Source organism: Herbaspirillum sp. SJZ107, from assembly GCF_006715485.1.
In the GTDB taxonomy this organism is placed as follows: domain Bacteria; phylum Pseudomonadota; class Gammaproteobacteria; order Burkholderiales; family Burkholderiaceae_D; genus Telluria.
In genome coordinates, this window is the sequence record NZ_VFNH01000004.1 from 202,915 (window position 1) to 217,983 (window position 15,069).

The window sequence follows — 15,069 nt, forward strand, 5'->3', positions numbered from 1 at the left end:
AAGGCAGAAAAGGCGGGAAACCGGCGGCAGTCCGTCGCGGGCAGGGCGGCGTTGTGTTGTGCACGTGCAGGCAAGGTGTTCTGTACAGACGCGGTTTTGTTAAATATCAGAAAAACGCCAACGATACTCTTGTGCCCGATCAAGTCAAGCTTGTTTGGAAGCAAGATAGCAGCTCAGCAACGGCTTCGTGCTAATCTTGCAATGCATACTTGTAAATAGGAAATTTCGATCGGGCAATTCGCGCGATTTTAGAACAAATTCCCGATGGAACGCGCACGATTGGCAACGCCAGCGTGTTCAAAATGTGCGAATTGCCGAGCCGGCGTGAATAAATCAATAATTTTTCGTGCTTTTTGGTTACAACTCAACTAGCATACTAGCTGTCGTTACATCAATAGCCCGGGGGACACATGACAGGCGCAGAACTGGACGAGCTGTTGCATCGGGAAACGGCCGCGAGCTGGGGCGAAGCGCTGTTCGGCGTCGGCCGGCGCTACGGTTTCGAGAAAGTGCTGTTCGGTATGTCCGGCTCGCGCCATGCGCGCCTGGACAATGCCTTTATACAGAGTAATTATCCGAGTGCCTGGCGCGAGCGCTACGATGCCGAGCGCTACGCCTATGTCGATCCGGCCGTCACGCATTGCCTGGCCAGCACCTTGCCGATCGTATGGCAGCCGGACCTGTTCCGCAGCCAGACCCAGCGCACGCTGTACGAGGAAAGCTGCAGCCACGGCCTGCGTGCCGGCGTCAGTTTTCCGATCCATGGACCGAATGGGGAATTCGGGATGCTGACGTTTGCCACCGGCGCAGCGGCGGATGGGACATTTACGCGCCATGCCAACGCCAGCCTGTCCGACCTGGCGCTGGTGCGCGACTACGCGTTTGCAACCGGGGTGCGGTTTTCCCCGCAGACGGGGCAGGAAGTGGCGCCGCGCCTGACCCCGCGCGAGCTCGAAGTGCTCAACTGGGTCATGGTGGGCAAGTCGTCGTGGGAAATTTCAAAGATTACCGGCTGCTCCGAGGCGACGGTGAATTTCCACATGGGTAACATCAGGCAGAAATTCAACGTCAACACTCGGCAACAGGCGGTGGTGAGGGCGATCTCCCTCGGCTTGATTACCCCAGAAGATCACCATCGTTGAGCTTGCCGTTGACGTAGAGCTTCAACAGCAGGGCCACCGGTGCCGGAATCGCCAGACCGGTTTCGAAACGGCTGCCGCTCGATTGCGTGACCCCGAAGCGGCCCCAGAATTTCTCCTGGCTTTCGCGCTTGCTGACCCGGTACTTTTTCAGGTCATGGATGGAGAGCGCCGCTGGCGCCAGTGGTTTTATGCCTGCGCCGGTAAACGGTTCTCGCAGGCTTGCTTCGGTAACGAAATCATTAGCCATCGCCGCTCCTCCATGGAAAGATGTGTGAGAAACAAGTATTCCATGCATCATTCATTTCGAGTCCTAGCAATACTGCTAGTTCCCGTAGGCATGTAAATACTGCGGCTTTTGTAACCAAGTTTAACGTTTGAGCTGCATCAATAAGAATGTATAAGTTAATGCCCACATTGTTGCGGTTTGCTCATTGTTGGCTGCACCGGCATGGCCGCCTTCGGTGTTTTCCCAGTACAAAACGTCATGGCCCTGTTCGCGCATCCGCGCCGCCATCTTGCGCGCATGACCGGGATGAACGCGGTCGTCGCGGGTAGACGTGGTGAAAAAGACGCGTGGATATTGTTTTTCGGCAGATACGTTCTGGTAAGGCGAATATTGGCGGATCACGTCCCACTCGGCCGGATCGTCGGGATCGCCGTATTCGCCCATCCAGGATGCACCTGCCAGTAACTGATGGTATCTGCGCATGTCCAGCAGCGGCACCTGGCAGACCACGCCGTTGAACAGGTCCGGACGCTGGGTCAGCACGGCGCCGACCAGCAGGCCGCCATTGCTGCCGCCCATGATGCCGAGATGCTGGGGGCTGGTGATATTGCGCCGGATCAGATCCTGCGCCACCGAGATGAAGTCGTCGAAGGCATTCTGGCGCTTGTCTTTCAGTGCGCCCTGGTGCCAGCGCGGCCCGAACTCGCCGCCGCCACGGATGTTGGCCAATACATACACGCCGCCCTGTTCCAGCCAGGCGGCGCCGGTGATGCCGCTGTAAAAAGGCGTCAGCGACACTTCGAAGCCGCCGTAGCCGTACAACAGTGTCGGGCTGTTGCCATCCGGCTGGGCATCCTTGCCGATCACGACGAAGTAGGGAACCATGGTGCCGTCCTTCGACTTTGCCGCGAACTGCTTGACCGTGAACGGGCTGGCGTCGAAGAAGGCCGGCATCGCCTTCAGCGGCTGGCGCGCGTTGCTGACGCTTGCGCTGCCGGCTTCGCACAGGTACAGGGTGCTCGGCGTCAGGAAGTCGGTGACGGTCAGGAAGTACTGGTCGGAGTCGAATTCGTCGACGCTGGAGATGCCGAGCGCACCCATGCCCGGCGTGGCGATGTCGCGCGTGCGCCAGTATTGGCCGCTGCGGGTCAGTTCGACGATGCGGTTCTTGACCTTGTCGAGGATGGTCAGCAGGATCGTGCTGCGGGTGGCGGACACGCCGTCCAGCGACATGGTCGGGCTCGGCGTGAACAGCGCCTCGAAGGCCTGTTCGCCGGCCATGAAGCGTTCGAAGTCCATGGCCAGCAGGCTGCCCTGCGGCCAGGTGGTGGTGCCGGTGGTCCAGTCCGAGCGCAGTTCGACCACGACCTGGTCGCGCACCGTGAAGGCATTCGCATCGTCGGGTTTCGGCAGTTTGACCAGCTGGCCGCCGCGGCGCAGGAACATCTCGCTGCTGTAGAAGCCGATCTGGCGCTGCACGAAGTCGTGCTCGTGGCCGGGCGTCGGATCGTGCCAGGCCGAGGCCGACAGGTCGTCGGGCTCGGCTTCGTACACGGTCGCGGCGGCCTCGAGCGGCGTGCCGCGCTTCCATTCCTTGACGATGCGCGGGTAGCCCGAGCTGGTCATCGAACCTTCGCCGAAGTCGGTGGCGACGAACAGGGTGTCGACGTCGATCCAGGCGGTGCTGCTCTTGGCTTCCGGCAGGGTAAAACCGCCGGCGACGAACTGCCGGCTGGCCAGGTCGAATTCGCGCACCACGTGGGCATCGCCGCCGCCGCGCGACAGCGAGACCAGTGCACGCATGCCGTCGGGCTTGAGCGTCGAGACGCCGGCCCAGACCCAGTTCTCGTCTTCGTCGCGCGCCAGCTGGTCGAGGTCGAGCACGGTTTCCCATTGCGGCTCGGCCTCGCGGTAGCTGTCCAGCGTGGTGCGGCGCCAGATGCCGCGCGGGTGCTCGGCATCGCGCCAGAAATTGTAGAACAGGCCGTTGTGGCAGCCGACGTAGGGAATCCGCTCCTTCGAATCGAGGATGGTCTTCAGGCGCGTGCGCAGTGCGGCGTAGCCGGGCCGGGCCGTGAGTTCCTGTTCGCTCTCGGCATTGCGTTCGCGCACCCAGCCGAGGGCTTCGTCGGAGGCGACTTCCTCCAGCCACAGGTTGGGGTCGTCGTGGTCCTGGCCTGGCAGCTGGCCTTGCGCGGTTTGGTCTTGCATGATGGATCCTGTTCTCGATAATGACTTGATGACGCCATCTTAACAACAACCGGGTGGTTGCCGCATTGCAATGCAAGAAGGGTCGTATCGTCGAGCTTGCCGCCCGGCATGACACTCTACCGCCGCCTTGTCATAAGTAGTATCCTTCGGGCGTCCACTCCACGCTCATCACCATGCCTTCCGCGATCACCCCCGGCCTCCTCATCCTGCACGGCAACCAGATGGAATTGCTGCGCGCCGCCGTCTTCGACTGGCTGCGCAACCACCCGCTGGGGCCGCTGGAAGAGGAAATCGTGCTGGTGCAGTCGAACGGCGTCGCCGAATGGCTGAAGATCGCGCTGGCCGAGGACATGGGCGTGTGCGCCGCCACCCGCGTGGCGCTGCCGGCGCGCTTCCTGTGGCAGTCCTACCGCGGCATGCTGGGTCCGGAGCGGGTGCCGAGCCGCTCGCCCTTCGACAAGGATGCGCTCACCTGGCGCCTGATGCGCCTGCTGCCCGAGCTCCTGCAAAAGGAGAAGTTCGAACCGCTGCGCCACTTCCTGCAGGACGGCGACCCCGAGCGCCGCCTGCAGCTGGCCGAGCGCCTGGCCGACCTGTACGACCAGTACCAGGTCTACCGCGCCGACTGGCTGACCGACTGGGCGGAGAATCGCGACCAGTTGCGCCGTCCCGGCGGCGAGCCGGTGCCGCTGGCGCCCGACCAGTGCTGGCAGGCCCAGCTCTGGCGCGAGATCCACGCGAGCATGCCGCCGGAGCGCCGCTGGTCGGGCCGCGCCACCATCCACCAGCAGTTCATGGCCGCGGTCGAGGAAGCGCGCCAGCCGGTGCAGCGCCTGCCGCGCCGCGTGGTGCTGTTCGGGATGTCGACGCTGCCGTACCAGACCATCCAGGCGGTAGCCGGCCTGTCGCGCTACACCCAGGTGCTGCTGGCGGTGCCGAACCCCTGCCAGTTCTACTGGGGCGACATTTGCGAGGGGCGCGAGCTGCTGCGCGCCGCCTATAAACGCCAGGTGGCCAAGAACGGCACCAGCCTGGCCGACATCCCGCCGGAACAGATGCACGCCCACTGCCACCCGCTGCTGGCCAGCTGGGGCAGGCAGGGGCGCGACTTCATCCGCATGCTGGACGAATTCGACAACGGCGAAGCGAGCAAATTCGCCAACATGCGGGTCGACCTGTTCTCCGATGAGGAAGGCGCGTGTCTGCTGAACCAGGTGCAGGGCGCGATCCGCGACCTGGTGCCGCTGGCCGAGCATGCCTTTGAAGCGCCGCCGCCGGACGACCGCTCGATCGAATTCCACATTGCCCACAGCGCCCAGCGCGAAGTCGAGGTGCTGCACGACCAGTTGCTGTCATGGTTCGCCGAGGATCGCGATGAGCCCCTGCGTCCGCGCGACGTGGTCGTCATGATGCCGGACATCGAGACCTTCTCGGCCGCGATCCACGCCGTGTTCGACCAGCACAAGAGGAATGACCCGCGCTACATTCCGTTCGAGATCGGCGACGTCAAGGACCGCAGCGTGAATCCGCTGCTGGTGGCGCTCGAATGGCTGCTGCGGCTGCCGCAGCAGCGCTGCCGCCAGAGCGAGGTGCGCGACCTGCTCGACGTGCCGGCGGTGGCCAAGCGCTTCGGCATCGAGGAAGACGACCTGGCCATCCTCGGCCACTGGATCGAAGGCGCCAGCGTGCGCTGGGGCCTGGATGCGCGCCACCGCGCCGGCCTCGGGCTGGGTTCGGCCGGCGAGCAGAATTCCTGGCTGTTCGGCATCCGGCGCATGTTGTTGGGTTATGCCACCGGCCAGGGGGCCAGCTTCAACGACATCGAGCCGTATGCGGAAGTGGGCGGACTCGATGCGGCGCTGGCCGGCTCGCTGGCCGAGCTGGTCGAGGCGCTGCTGGCCTGGCGCGAGCAGCTCGACGGCAACCTGCGGCCGATGGAGTGGGGCGCCCGTGCGCGCGCGATGATGGCGCGCTTCTTCCGCGCCACCGACGACGACGACCGCCGGATGCTGCACCAGCTCGAGGAAGCGCTGCAATGCTGGCTCGAGATCTGCGAGAACGCGCTGTTCGACGAACCGGTGCCGCTCGCGGTGATGCGCGAAGCCTGGCTCGGCGAGCTGGACCAGCCGGCGCTGACCCACCAGTTCGTGTCCGGCGGCGTCACCTTCTGCACGCTGATGCCGATGCGCGCCGTGCCCTTCCGCGTGGTATGCCTGCTCGGCATGAACGACGGCGATTTCCCGCGCCGCGCCCAGCAATCCGACTTCGATCTGCTGGCGATGCCGGGGATGGGCCGCCCGGGCGATCGCTCGCGCCGCGACGACGACCGCTACCTGATGCTGGAAGCGCTGCTGGCCGCGCGCGACAAGCTGTATGTGAGCTGGGTCGGACGCAACGTGCGCGACAACACCGAGCAGCCGGCCTCGGTGCTGGTGTCGCAGCTGCGCGATTACCTCGCGGCCGGCTGGCACATGGACGTCGGCATGCTGACCACGGTGCATGCGCTGCAGCCGTTCTCGCGCCGCTACTTCGAACGCGGCGGCCTGCTGACCTATGCCGGCGAATGGCGCTCGGCGCACCGCGAGCTCGAAGGCGGCGAGGGCGGTGAGGAGGATGCGGGCGAGGCCAGGATCGAGGACAGCGGGCTGCCGCCCTACGAACTGGAACCCGACTACCGCCTCAAGCTGGGCGAACTGGCCGGTTTCCTGCGCCAGCCGGCGCGCTACTTCTTCCGGCGCCGCCTCGGCGTCAACTTCGGCCAGCTCGAAGTGGTGGGCGAGGACGAGGAACCGTTTTCGCTCGACGCGCTCGAGCGCTATCTATTGGAGGATACGCTGCTCGACGACAGCGGCACCCAGGAAGCCCAGGACGAGGTGCGCCAGGTACTGGCCACGCGCGCCGGCCGCCTGGCGCGCGAAGGCGTGCTGCCGATCGGCCTGATCGGGCGCCAGTGGCAGCAGCAGCTGGTCGACGAGCTGGTGCCGGTGCGCTCCGCCTGGCTGGCGCTGGGGGCGCGCTATCCGCAGCCGGCGCCGAAGCTGGCGGTCAGCCTGGATCTCGATGGGACGGGCGGCGCTCCGCTCATGCTGGACGACTGGATCGACCGCCTGCGCAGCAGCGACGAACGCAGCGTGTGGCTGATGCAGATCTCGTCCAAGGTGCTCGACCGCAAGGGCGCGCCGCGCGGCGACAAGCTGATCGGACCGTGGCTGCGCCAACTGGCGGCCGGTGCCGCGGCCGGCGACCATGCAGCGGTCACCGGCTACCTGGTGGCGCGCGACGGCATCGTCGAGATGGCGCCGATCGCGCAGGACGTGGCGCTGGCCACGCTGCGGCAACTGGCCGCGCTGTGGCGGCGCAACCTCGACCATCCGCTGCCGGTGGCCTGCAAGACCGCGCTGGCCCACCTGCAGGAGGGGGACCCGCGCGAAACCTATGACGGCGGCTTCGAACTCTCCGGCGAGGTGGACGACCCCTGCCTGGCGCGCCTGTGGCCGGAATTCGCGCTGCTGCGCGCGGCCGGCGGCTGGCCCGACGTGGCCGAGGCGCTGTACGGGCCGCTGGTGGCCTGGCTGGACGAAGGCGTGACGGTGACCCGTTTCGAAGGAGGCGAGGCATGAGCCAGCTCCTCGACGCCCTGAACTTCCCGCTGCACGGCTCGCGCTTGATCGAGGCCAGCGCCGGTACCGGCAAGACCTGGACCATCGCCGCGCTGTACCTGCGCCTGGTCCTCGGCCATGGCACGAAAGGCGACGACGACAGCGGTGGCCTCTGGGAGGAGCCGGAAGAGCCGAGCGCCTTCGTGCGCCCGCTGCTGCCGCCCGAGATCCTGGTGATGACGTTTACGCGCGCCGCCACGCGCGAGCTGTCCAACCGCGTGCGCGAGCGGCTGGTGCAGGCCGCGGCCTACTTCCGCGGCGAGGCGGAACACGTCGATCCTTATTTAGAGGCGTTGGCCGACAGCTACCTCGACGATGCCGAGCGCGAACGCGCCGCGCACCGCCTGGTGCTGGCCGCCGAGACCATGGACGAAGCGGCCATCTTCACCATCGACGCCTGGTGCCAGCGCATGCTGCGCGAGCACGCCTTCGACAGCGGCAGCCTGTTCGACGAGGAACTGGTCAGCGACGAGCGCGGCCTGTTCGAGGATGCCGCCCACGATTACTGGCGCCAGCAGGTGTATCCCCTGAATGGCCAGGCTTTGAAGGTGCTGCTGTCGGCCTTTGCCGACGTCGAACTGCTCAAGCGCGCGGTGCGCGAGCTGGTCGGGCGTGCCGACAGTCTTGGCGGCGTGAGCGAGGAGCCGCTGGGCGCGCTGATCGCCCGCATCGAGCGCGAACAGAAAGCCGAGCTGGCGCGCCTGAAGGACGGCTGGGGCGAACGCGCGAACGCGATGGAAAGCTGGATCGCGGCCCAACGCGAGCGCCATCCGAAAGCCTTCAACGGCAACAAGATGCGGCCCGATTCGCTGGTCAAGTGGTTCGAGGCGCTGCGCAGCTGGGCCGCCGACCCGGCGCGCCACCTGCCGGACCTGCCCGACACCGCGTGGCGCCGCCTGACTCCGGACGGTATCGCCGATGCGTACAGCAAGGACTTCAGCGCCGACGTGCCCGAGTGCTTCGACCATACGTGCGCGCTGCAGGAAGGCTTGCAGGCCATCGCGCCACTGTCGCACGCGCTGCTGCGCCACGCCGCCGGCCAGATCGCGCGCCGCATGGCCGACCTCAAGCGCCGCAACCGCCAGTTCGGCTTCGCCGACATGCTGGTGCGCCTGCGCGAGGCGCTGGAAGGTCCGAACGGCGAAGCGCTGCGCAAGCGTATCCTCGACCAGTTCCCGGTGGCGATGGTCGACGAATTCCAGGACACCTCGCCCGACCAGTACCGCATCTTCGACCTGCTGTACCGGGTCGAGGCGAACGACCCGGCGCGCGGCCTGTTCCTGATCGGCGATCCCAAGCAGTCGATCTACGGCTTCCGCGGCGCCGACATCCACAGCTACCTGTCGGCGCGGCGCGCCACCACCGGCCGCCATTACCAGCTCGGCACCAACTACCGCTCGACCGAGCAGCTGGTGGGGGCGGTCAACCGCCTGTTCCACTACGCCGAACAGGGCTACGCCGCGGGCGCCTTCAAGTTCAAGAGCGGAGAAGAGAACCCGCTGCCTTTCGAACCGGTCGAAGCGGCCGGCCGCCGCCAGCAGCTGGTCGGCGTCGACGGCCCGTACCAGGCGCTGGCGGTGGCCGCCACCGAGCGCGACGACCTGCGCACCGAGGATTACCGCGACTTCTTCGCCCACCACTGCGCCGAGCACATCGTCACCCTGCTGAACGACGCGCGCGTCGGATTCGCCGACGACGAAGGAAATTTCGAGCGGCTGATGCCGGCCGATATCGCGATCCTGGTGCGCGACCGCCGCGAAGCGACCGCGATCCGGCGCGCGCTGGCCCGGCGCAAGGTGCCGAGCGTGTACCTCTCCGACCAGGATTCGGTGGTCGAGAGCGAGGAAGCTGCCGACGTGCTGCGCTGGCTGCAGGCGGTCGCGAATCCACTGGACGGCGCCCTGGCGCGCGCCGCCTTTGCCACCGCCACCTGCGCGCTGCCGCTGGCCGAGCTGGCGCGCCTGGCCAGCGACGAGCAGGCCTGGGAAAGCCGGGTCGAGCAGCTGAAAGCCCTGCACCAGACCTGGCAGCGCCAGGGCGTGCTGGCCATGCTGCGCCGCTTCATCCACGAACTCGGGCTGCCGGCCAAGCTGCTGGGCCTGGGCGGCGGCGAGCGCCGCCTGACCAACCTGCTGCACCTGGCCGAGCTGCTGCAGGAAGCCAGCCGCGAACTCGATGGCGAACAGGCGCTGGTGCGCTGGTTCGCCGAACAGATCGAGGGCATGGGCGAAGGGGGCGACGAACGCGTGCTGCGCCTGGAGAGCGACGCCGAGCTGGTGAAGGTGGTCACGGTGCACAAATCGAAGGGACTCGAGTACCCGCTGGTCTACCTGCCGTTCGCGGTCACTGCGCGCAAGACCGACCGCCGCAACCGCGCCTTTTTCGAATACGTGGAAGAGGGCCAGCGCCGCATCGACCTGGCCCTGAGCGACGAAGCCCTGGCCGCGGTCGACCGCGCGCGCCTCGAAGAAGACCTGCGCCTGCTGTACGTGGCGCTGACGCGCGCGCGCCACTTCCTGTGGCTGGGCGTGGCCGCGGTGGCGGCCGGGCGCAAGGGCGAGAACCGCCTGCACGAATCGGCGCTCGGCTACCTGCTGACCGGCGGCGAGCCGGTGATGGCGTCCAGCATGCGCGAACGCTGGGACAGCGTGCGAGGAGAGGCAGAGGGTATCGAACTGCACACCCTGGACGCGCCCGAGGGCTGCACCGTGCTGCGCCGCGAGGACGTGCGGCCGGCGTTGATGGAAGCGCCGGCCTACCGCGCCGCCTTCGAGCGCAACTGGGCGGTCGGCTCCTTCACCTCGCTGACGCGCCAGACCGTGGCGCCGCCGCAGCGCGCCCAGGAAGAAAACCTGATGGAAGAGGCCGAGCCGGGCACGGTGGAAGTGCTGCACGCCGACGACGCGCCCTGGCACCGCTTCCCGCGCGGCGCCGGACCCGGCAACTTCCTGCACGAGCGCCTCGAGTGGATGGCCACCGAGGGCTTCCACCGCATCGACGACGAGAACTTCCTGCTGCAGCTGACGCAGCGGATCGAGCGTGCCGGCTGGGCCAACCGCCGCGAGGACGCCATCGCCTGGCTGCGCACGATCGCCACCACGACCCTGCCGCCGCTGGAAGCCTCGCTGGCGGAACTGTCCGAAGCTGCGCAGATGCACGATAGCCGCGTGCTGGCCGAGATGGAATTCTGGTTCCCCAGCCGCCAGCTCGACGTCGGCGCGCTCGACCGCCTGTGCCGCAAGCGCCTGCTCGGCAACGTGCAGCGTCCGGTGCTGCCGGAGCGCCAGCTGCACGGCATGCTGAAGGGCTTCATGGACCTGGTGTTCGAGGCCGATGGCCGCTACTGGGTGCTGGACTACAAGTCGAATGCGCTCGGGCCGGGCGACGCCGCCTACACCAGGTCGGCGATGGCGTCCGGCATGGCCGGGCACCGCTACGACATCCAGGGTGCCATCTACATGCTGGCGGTGCACCGCCTGCTGCGGGCGCGCCTGGGCAACGATTACCGGCCCGAGGAGCAGCTGGGCGGGGCGGTATTCCTGTTCCTGCGCGGGATCGCCAACCCGGCCACGCATGGCTGCTACCTGCTGGAGCCCGACCTCGAACTGCTCGATGGCCTGGACCGCCTGCTGGGCGAAGGAATGAACGGATGAACGCCGACCTCACAATCGATACCCAGGCCGCCTTCTGGCAGGAAGTCGAACGCCTGACCGAGGCCGGCGAACTGCGCCGCCTGTCCGGCGCCTTTGCGCGCTTCGTGGCGACGCTCGGCGCTGGGTCACCGGCGGTACTGTTGGCGGCGCTGGTGCTGTCCGAGCTGGAGGGGCGCGGCCACAGCTGCCTCTTGGTCGCTGACCTGGTCGACGACCCGGCCGGGCTGCTGGGCTGGGCCGAGGACGACTGGAAGGCGCTGGCCAAGGCCGCCAAGCCGGTGCCGAAGAGCGTCAAGGGCTGGACCGCGCAACTGGCCGCCTGCGAGCCGGTGTGGCACGCCGCCGACAGCTTCGACTACGGCCAGCCGCTGGTGCTGGCCGGCGCCGAGCGCGATACGCGCCTCTACCTGCGCCGCTACTGGCGCGACGAAACCCTGGTCGCGCGCACAGTGCGCGAGCGCGCCCGGGAACGCCACCCGGTCGACGCGCGCCTGGTGCGCACCTGGCTCGACGTCTTGTTCGTCTCCCCGCGCGCGCGCAACCCCGCGGACGGGCCGGACTGGCAGAAGCTGGCCTGCGCGATCGCGCTGCGCGGTTCGGTCGCGATCATCACCGGCGGCCCCGGCACCGGCAAGACCTACACGGTGGCGCGCCTGCTGGCGCTGCTGTTCGCGACGGCGCCCGATGCCGCGCGCCAGCGCGTGGCGCTGGCGGCGCCGACCGGCAAGGCCGCGGCGCGCCTGAAGCAGTCGATCGACAAGGCGCTGGGGGAACTGGCCGAGCGCGTCGGCGAAGCGCTGCCGCTGCGCGAACTGACCGCGCGCATGGGCGCCGCGCGCACGCTGCACTCGCTGCTGGGCGCGCGCCCCGACACCCGCATCTTCGCCCACAACAAGGGCAATCCGCTCGACATCGATGTGCTGATCGTCGACGAAGCCTCGATGGTCCACCTCGAGATGATGGCCTCGCTGCTGGACGCGCTGCCGCCGGGCGCCACCCTGATCCTGCTGGGCGACAAGGATCAATTGGCGTCGGTGGAAGCCGGCGCCGTGCTGGGCGACCTGTGCCACGACGCCCAGGGTGGCCACTACGACGCCGACACCCTGGCCTACGTGGCCGAGGCCAGCGGCGAGACCATTCCGCCGGAATATGCCGGCGACGGCGGCGCGCTGGCCCAGCAGACCGTGATGCTGCGCCACAGCCGCCGCTTCGGCGGGCCGATCGGACAGTTGGCGCTGGCCGTCAACCGCGGCGACGTCGAGGCGGCGCTCGGGGTGCTGCGCGCCGGCGGGCCGGAGGGCGAGGTGAGCTGGATCGAGCACGCCCACCAGCACCACGTGATCGCCCTGGCCGGCGACGGCTACCGTCCGTACCTGGAGCTGTTGCGCAAGGGACCCGGCGCCGCTGCGCACGAAGACTGGGTGCGCGCCGTGCTGCAGAGCTTCGAGGGCTTCCGCATCCTCTGTGCGGTGCGCGAGGGCGAGTGGGGCGTCGAAGGCCTGAACACGGCGATCGAGACACGCCTCGACCACGCGGGGCTGATCCGGCGCGGCGGCGACTGGTACGTCGGGCGCCCGGTGATGGTGACCCGCAACGACTACGGTACCGGCGTCTTCAACGGTGACATCGGCCTGACCCTGCCCGATCCGGCGCGCCCGGACTCGCTGCGGGTCTGGTTCCTCGAAGGCGACAAGGTCAGGAGCGTGCTGGCCACGCGCCTGCGCCACGTCGAGACCGCGTACGCGATGACGGTGCACAAGTCGCAGGGTTCGGAATTCGCGCACACGGTACTGGCGCTGCCGAAGGAGGGCGGGGCGGTGCTGGCGCGCGAGCTGGTCTACACCGGCATCACCCGCGCCAGCCGGCGCTTCACCCTGGTCACGCCGGGCACGGCGGTGCTGGGCGAGGCGATCCTGCGCCGCACTCACCGCGCCAGCGGTTTGCGCGGCATGGTCGAAGCGCGGCAATCAGCGGGCACAGGACATCAAGGGGACACAGGACATTAAGGGGGCGCAAGAGGCAAACCGATTATTTGATTTCCATGTGGCAATAGTGATAAAGTTTTCGCTGGAAATCAAACCGGGGAGCGCTCATGCTGGTCGTTGTCGGTTTCGTCGTCGTGCTGCTGGCGGTATTCGGCGGCTTCGCGCTGCAGGACGGGCACCTGGCTGCGCTGTTCCAGCCGTATGAACTGCTGATGATCTTCGGCGGCGCGCTCGGCGCCTTCGTGATCGCCAACGACCGCAAGGCGCTGTACCTCACCTGGCACAGCATCCCGGCCCTGTTCCGCGGCTCGCGCTACACGCGCGCACTCTACATGGCGCTGATGGCGCTGCTGTTCGACGTGCTGACCAAGGTACGCAAGGAAGGGCTGATGTCGCTCGAACGCGATGTCGACCACCCCGAGGCCAGCGCCCTGTTCGCCCAGTACCCGCTGGTGGCGGCCGACCCGCACCTGATGGAGTTCATCACCGACTACCTGCGCCTGATGGTGTCCGGCACCATGGACGCCTTCCAGGTCGAGAACCTGATGGACAACGAAATCGAGACCTACCTCGAAGACGCCGATATCCCGGTGCAGGCCATCCACAAGCTGGCCGACGGCATGCCGGCCTTCGGCATCGTTGCCGCGGTGATGGGCGTGGTGCACACGATGGGGTCGGTCGGCAAGCCGCCGGCCGAGCTGGGCGCGCTGATCGCGGCGGCACTGGTCGGCACCTTCCTCGGCATCCTGCTGTCGTATGGACTGGTCGCGCCGCTGTCCAGTCTGCTGCACCGGCGCCACCAGGAAGTGGCCAAGGCGCTGCAGTGCGTGAAGGTGACGCTGCTGGCCAGCATGAACGGTTATGCGCCGGCGATTGCGGTGGAGTTCGGGCGCAAGGTCATTTCCGCCACCGAGCGCCCGACCTTTGCCGAGCTGGAAGGGCATGTGCGCCAGCTGAAGGCGCGCTGACGCGGCAGCGGCCCTGCAATAAAGTGTGATTATTTGGCAAGAATCATTTGCTATGCTCTTCCTTTTCGCACATTGTCGCTGATGTTCGGCAAGGGAGAAGCTGTTGGAACACGAAAGCCATCACCACCACCCGCACGGCACCGGCGTGCGCTGGCTCGACGTCATCCTCGGCGTGGCGGCGACGATCGTCTCGCTGGTATCGCTGTGGCTGGGCCTGCACTCGGCGCATTCGATGGAGAAGCTGGTCGCGGCCAACAGCTATCCTTACCTGGAGCTGATGCGTTCGAACATGTCGGCAACGCCGCTGCCCGGAACCGATCGCCACCAGTACCAGGTGAAATACGAATTGGTGAATAACGGTATCGGGCCGGCGCGCATCGAGTGGGTCGAGTTGAAGTTCAAGGGCAAGCCCATGCGCAACCTGTCCGAGCTGCTGGACGCCTGCTGCAAGGGGTGGCAGGGCGACGATGTGAACCAGATGGACACGCGTGGCGGCATCGATGGATCGCTGGTGCGCGCCGGCGGCGAGGTCGCGATGTTCACCTGGGCCGAACCGGCAACCTCGAGTCCCGTATTCGTGGCGCTGCACCGGCAGATGGACCAGATCGCGTATTCGGCCTGCTATTGTTCCGTCTTCGACGAGTGCTACCTGCGCACGGAAGACGACGCCAAGCCGCAACCGGTCAGGCAATGCACCGCACCGGCGGTGCCGTTCCAGCCGAGCTTCAACAAGAGCTGATGCGTCTCAAGCCGCCGCCCAGGCGGCTTCGAGTTCCTCGCGCCGCGGACCGGCGGCCACGTGCACGATCAGCGTCCTGTTCAGCGTGAGGGCCGGATGCGCCGCACGGTGGCGCGCGAACCAGAACAGCTCTTCCAGCTCCTCGTCCTCGTGCGAGGTGGTGACCACGGCCTGGTCTTCGGCATCCTCGGGAGTTGCGGCGTCGAGGGCTTCGGCCGCGGCGTCGTCGACCGCTTCGCTCCAGACTTCCGCATCCTTGCCCCAGGCCAGCAGTACGCGGCAACCGGCTTCCACCAGCCAGCGGCTGGTGTCCCAGAGCCACATCTGCGACACCTCCTCGTCGGCAACCAGGATCGCCATGAAGGGCGTCTTGTCCATCATGTGCGGCAGGCTGCCGTCGGGGAGAAGGTGAAGGTAGTTGACGGTTTTTTGCATGGCCGGCAGCTTACCACGGCGCCCTGAAAAAAGCCGGCTGGGTCGCCCCAG

At 67.2% G+C, this 15,069-nt stretch carries 9 protein-coding genes; 6 read left to right on the forward strand and 3 right to left on the reverse strand.

Annotation, left to right across the window (positions count from 1 at the left end):
- The first annotated feature begins 410 nt into the window (after window positions 1-410).
- Window positions 411-1,142 carry a LuxR family transcriptional regulator gene (locus tag FBX97_RS23960; RefSeq protein ID WP_141837430.1) on the forward strand — a complete coding sequence of 244 codons (732 nt, stop codon included), beginning with the start codon at window positions 411-413 and terminating at the stop codon, window positions 1,140-1,142.
- Here FBX97_RS23960 and FBX97_RS23965 read toward each other — a convergent pair.
- The gene (locus FBX97_RS23965) at window positions 1,117-1,389 is read right to left on the reverse strand and encodes a helix-turn-helix transcriptional regulator (RefSeq protein ID WP_185748725.1); all 273 of its coding nucleotides are present in this window, start codon (window positions 1,387-1,389) and stop codon (window positions 1,117-1,119) included. The two genes, FBX97_RS23960 and FBX97_RS23965, sit on opposite strands and share 26 nt — an antisense overlap.
- Window positions 1,390-1,509: 120 nt before the next feature.
- The gene (locus FBX97_RS23970; protein ID WP_141837432.1) at window positions 1,510-3,579 is read right to left on the reverse strand and encodes a prolyl oligopeptidase family protein; all 2,070 of its coding nucleotides are present in this window, start codon (window positions 3,577-3,579) and stop codon (window positions 1,510-1,512) included.
- A gap of 173 nt (window positions 3,580-3,752) precedes the next feature.
- On the opposite strand from FBX97_RS23970, the gene recC reads away from it, so the two are divergent.
- The 5 genes from recC (at window position 3,753) to FBX97_RS23995 (ending at window position 14,583) form a co-directional block, all read left to right on the forward strand.
- Entirely contained in the window at window positions 3,753-7,199 is a 3,447-nt protein-coding gene (recC, locus tag FBX97_RS23975; RefSeq protein ID WP_141837434.1) for an exodeoxyribonuclease V subunit gamma, read from the forward strand.
- Window positions 7,196-10,891, forward strand: a complete 3,696-nt coding sequence (recB, locus tag FBX97_RS23980; protein WP_141837436.1) for an exodeoxyribonuclease V subunit beta — start codon at window positions 7,196-7,198, stop codon at window positions 10,889-10,891. The genes recC and recB overlap by 4 nt, the downstream gene beginning before the upstream one ends.
- Complete coding sequence (recD, locus tag FBX97_RS23985; protein WP_141837438.1) at window positions 10,888-12,897, forward strand: exodeoxyribonuclease V subunit alpha; 2,010 nt, start codon at window positions 10,888-10,890, stop codon at window positions 12,895-12,897. Before recB ends, recD begins: the two co-directional genes overlap by 4 nt.
- An 86-nt stretch (window positions 12,898-12,983) precedes the next feature.
- Window positions 12,984-13,844: a flagellar motor stator protein MotA gene (gene motA, locus FBX97_RS23990; RefSeq protein WP_141837439.1), complete on the forward strand. Its 861-nt coding sequence runs from the start codon at window positions 12,984-12,986 to the stop codon at window positions 13,842-13,844.
- A gap of 103 nt (window positions 13,845-13,947) precedes the next feature.
- Entirely contained in the window at window positions 13,948-14,583 is a 636-nt protein-coding gene (locus FBX97_RS23995; protein ID WP_141837441.1) for a hypothetical protein, read from the forward strand.
- Window positions 14,584-14,589: 6 nt separating this feature from the next.
- Here FBX97_RS23995 and FBX97_RS24000 read toward each other — a convergent pair whose 3' ends face one another.
- On the reverse strand, window positions 14,590-15,018 hold the full coding sequence (locus FBX97_RS24000) for a hypothetical protein (protein ID WP_141837443.1): 429 nt from the start codon (window positions 15,016-15,018) through the stop codon (window positions 14,590-14,592).
- Between the last annotated feature and the right edge of the window lie 51 nt (window positions 15,019-15,069).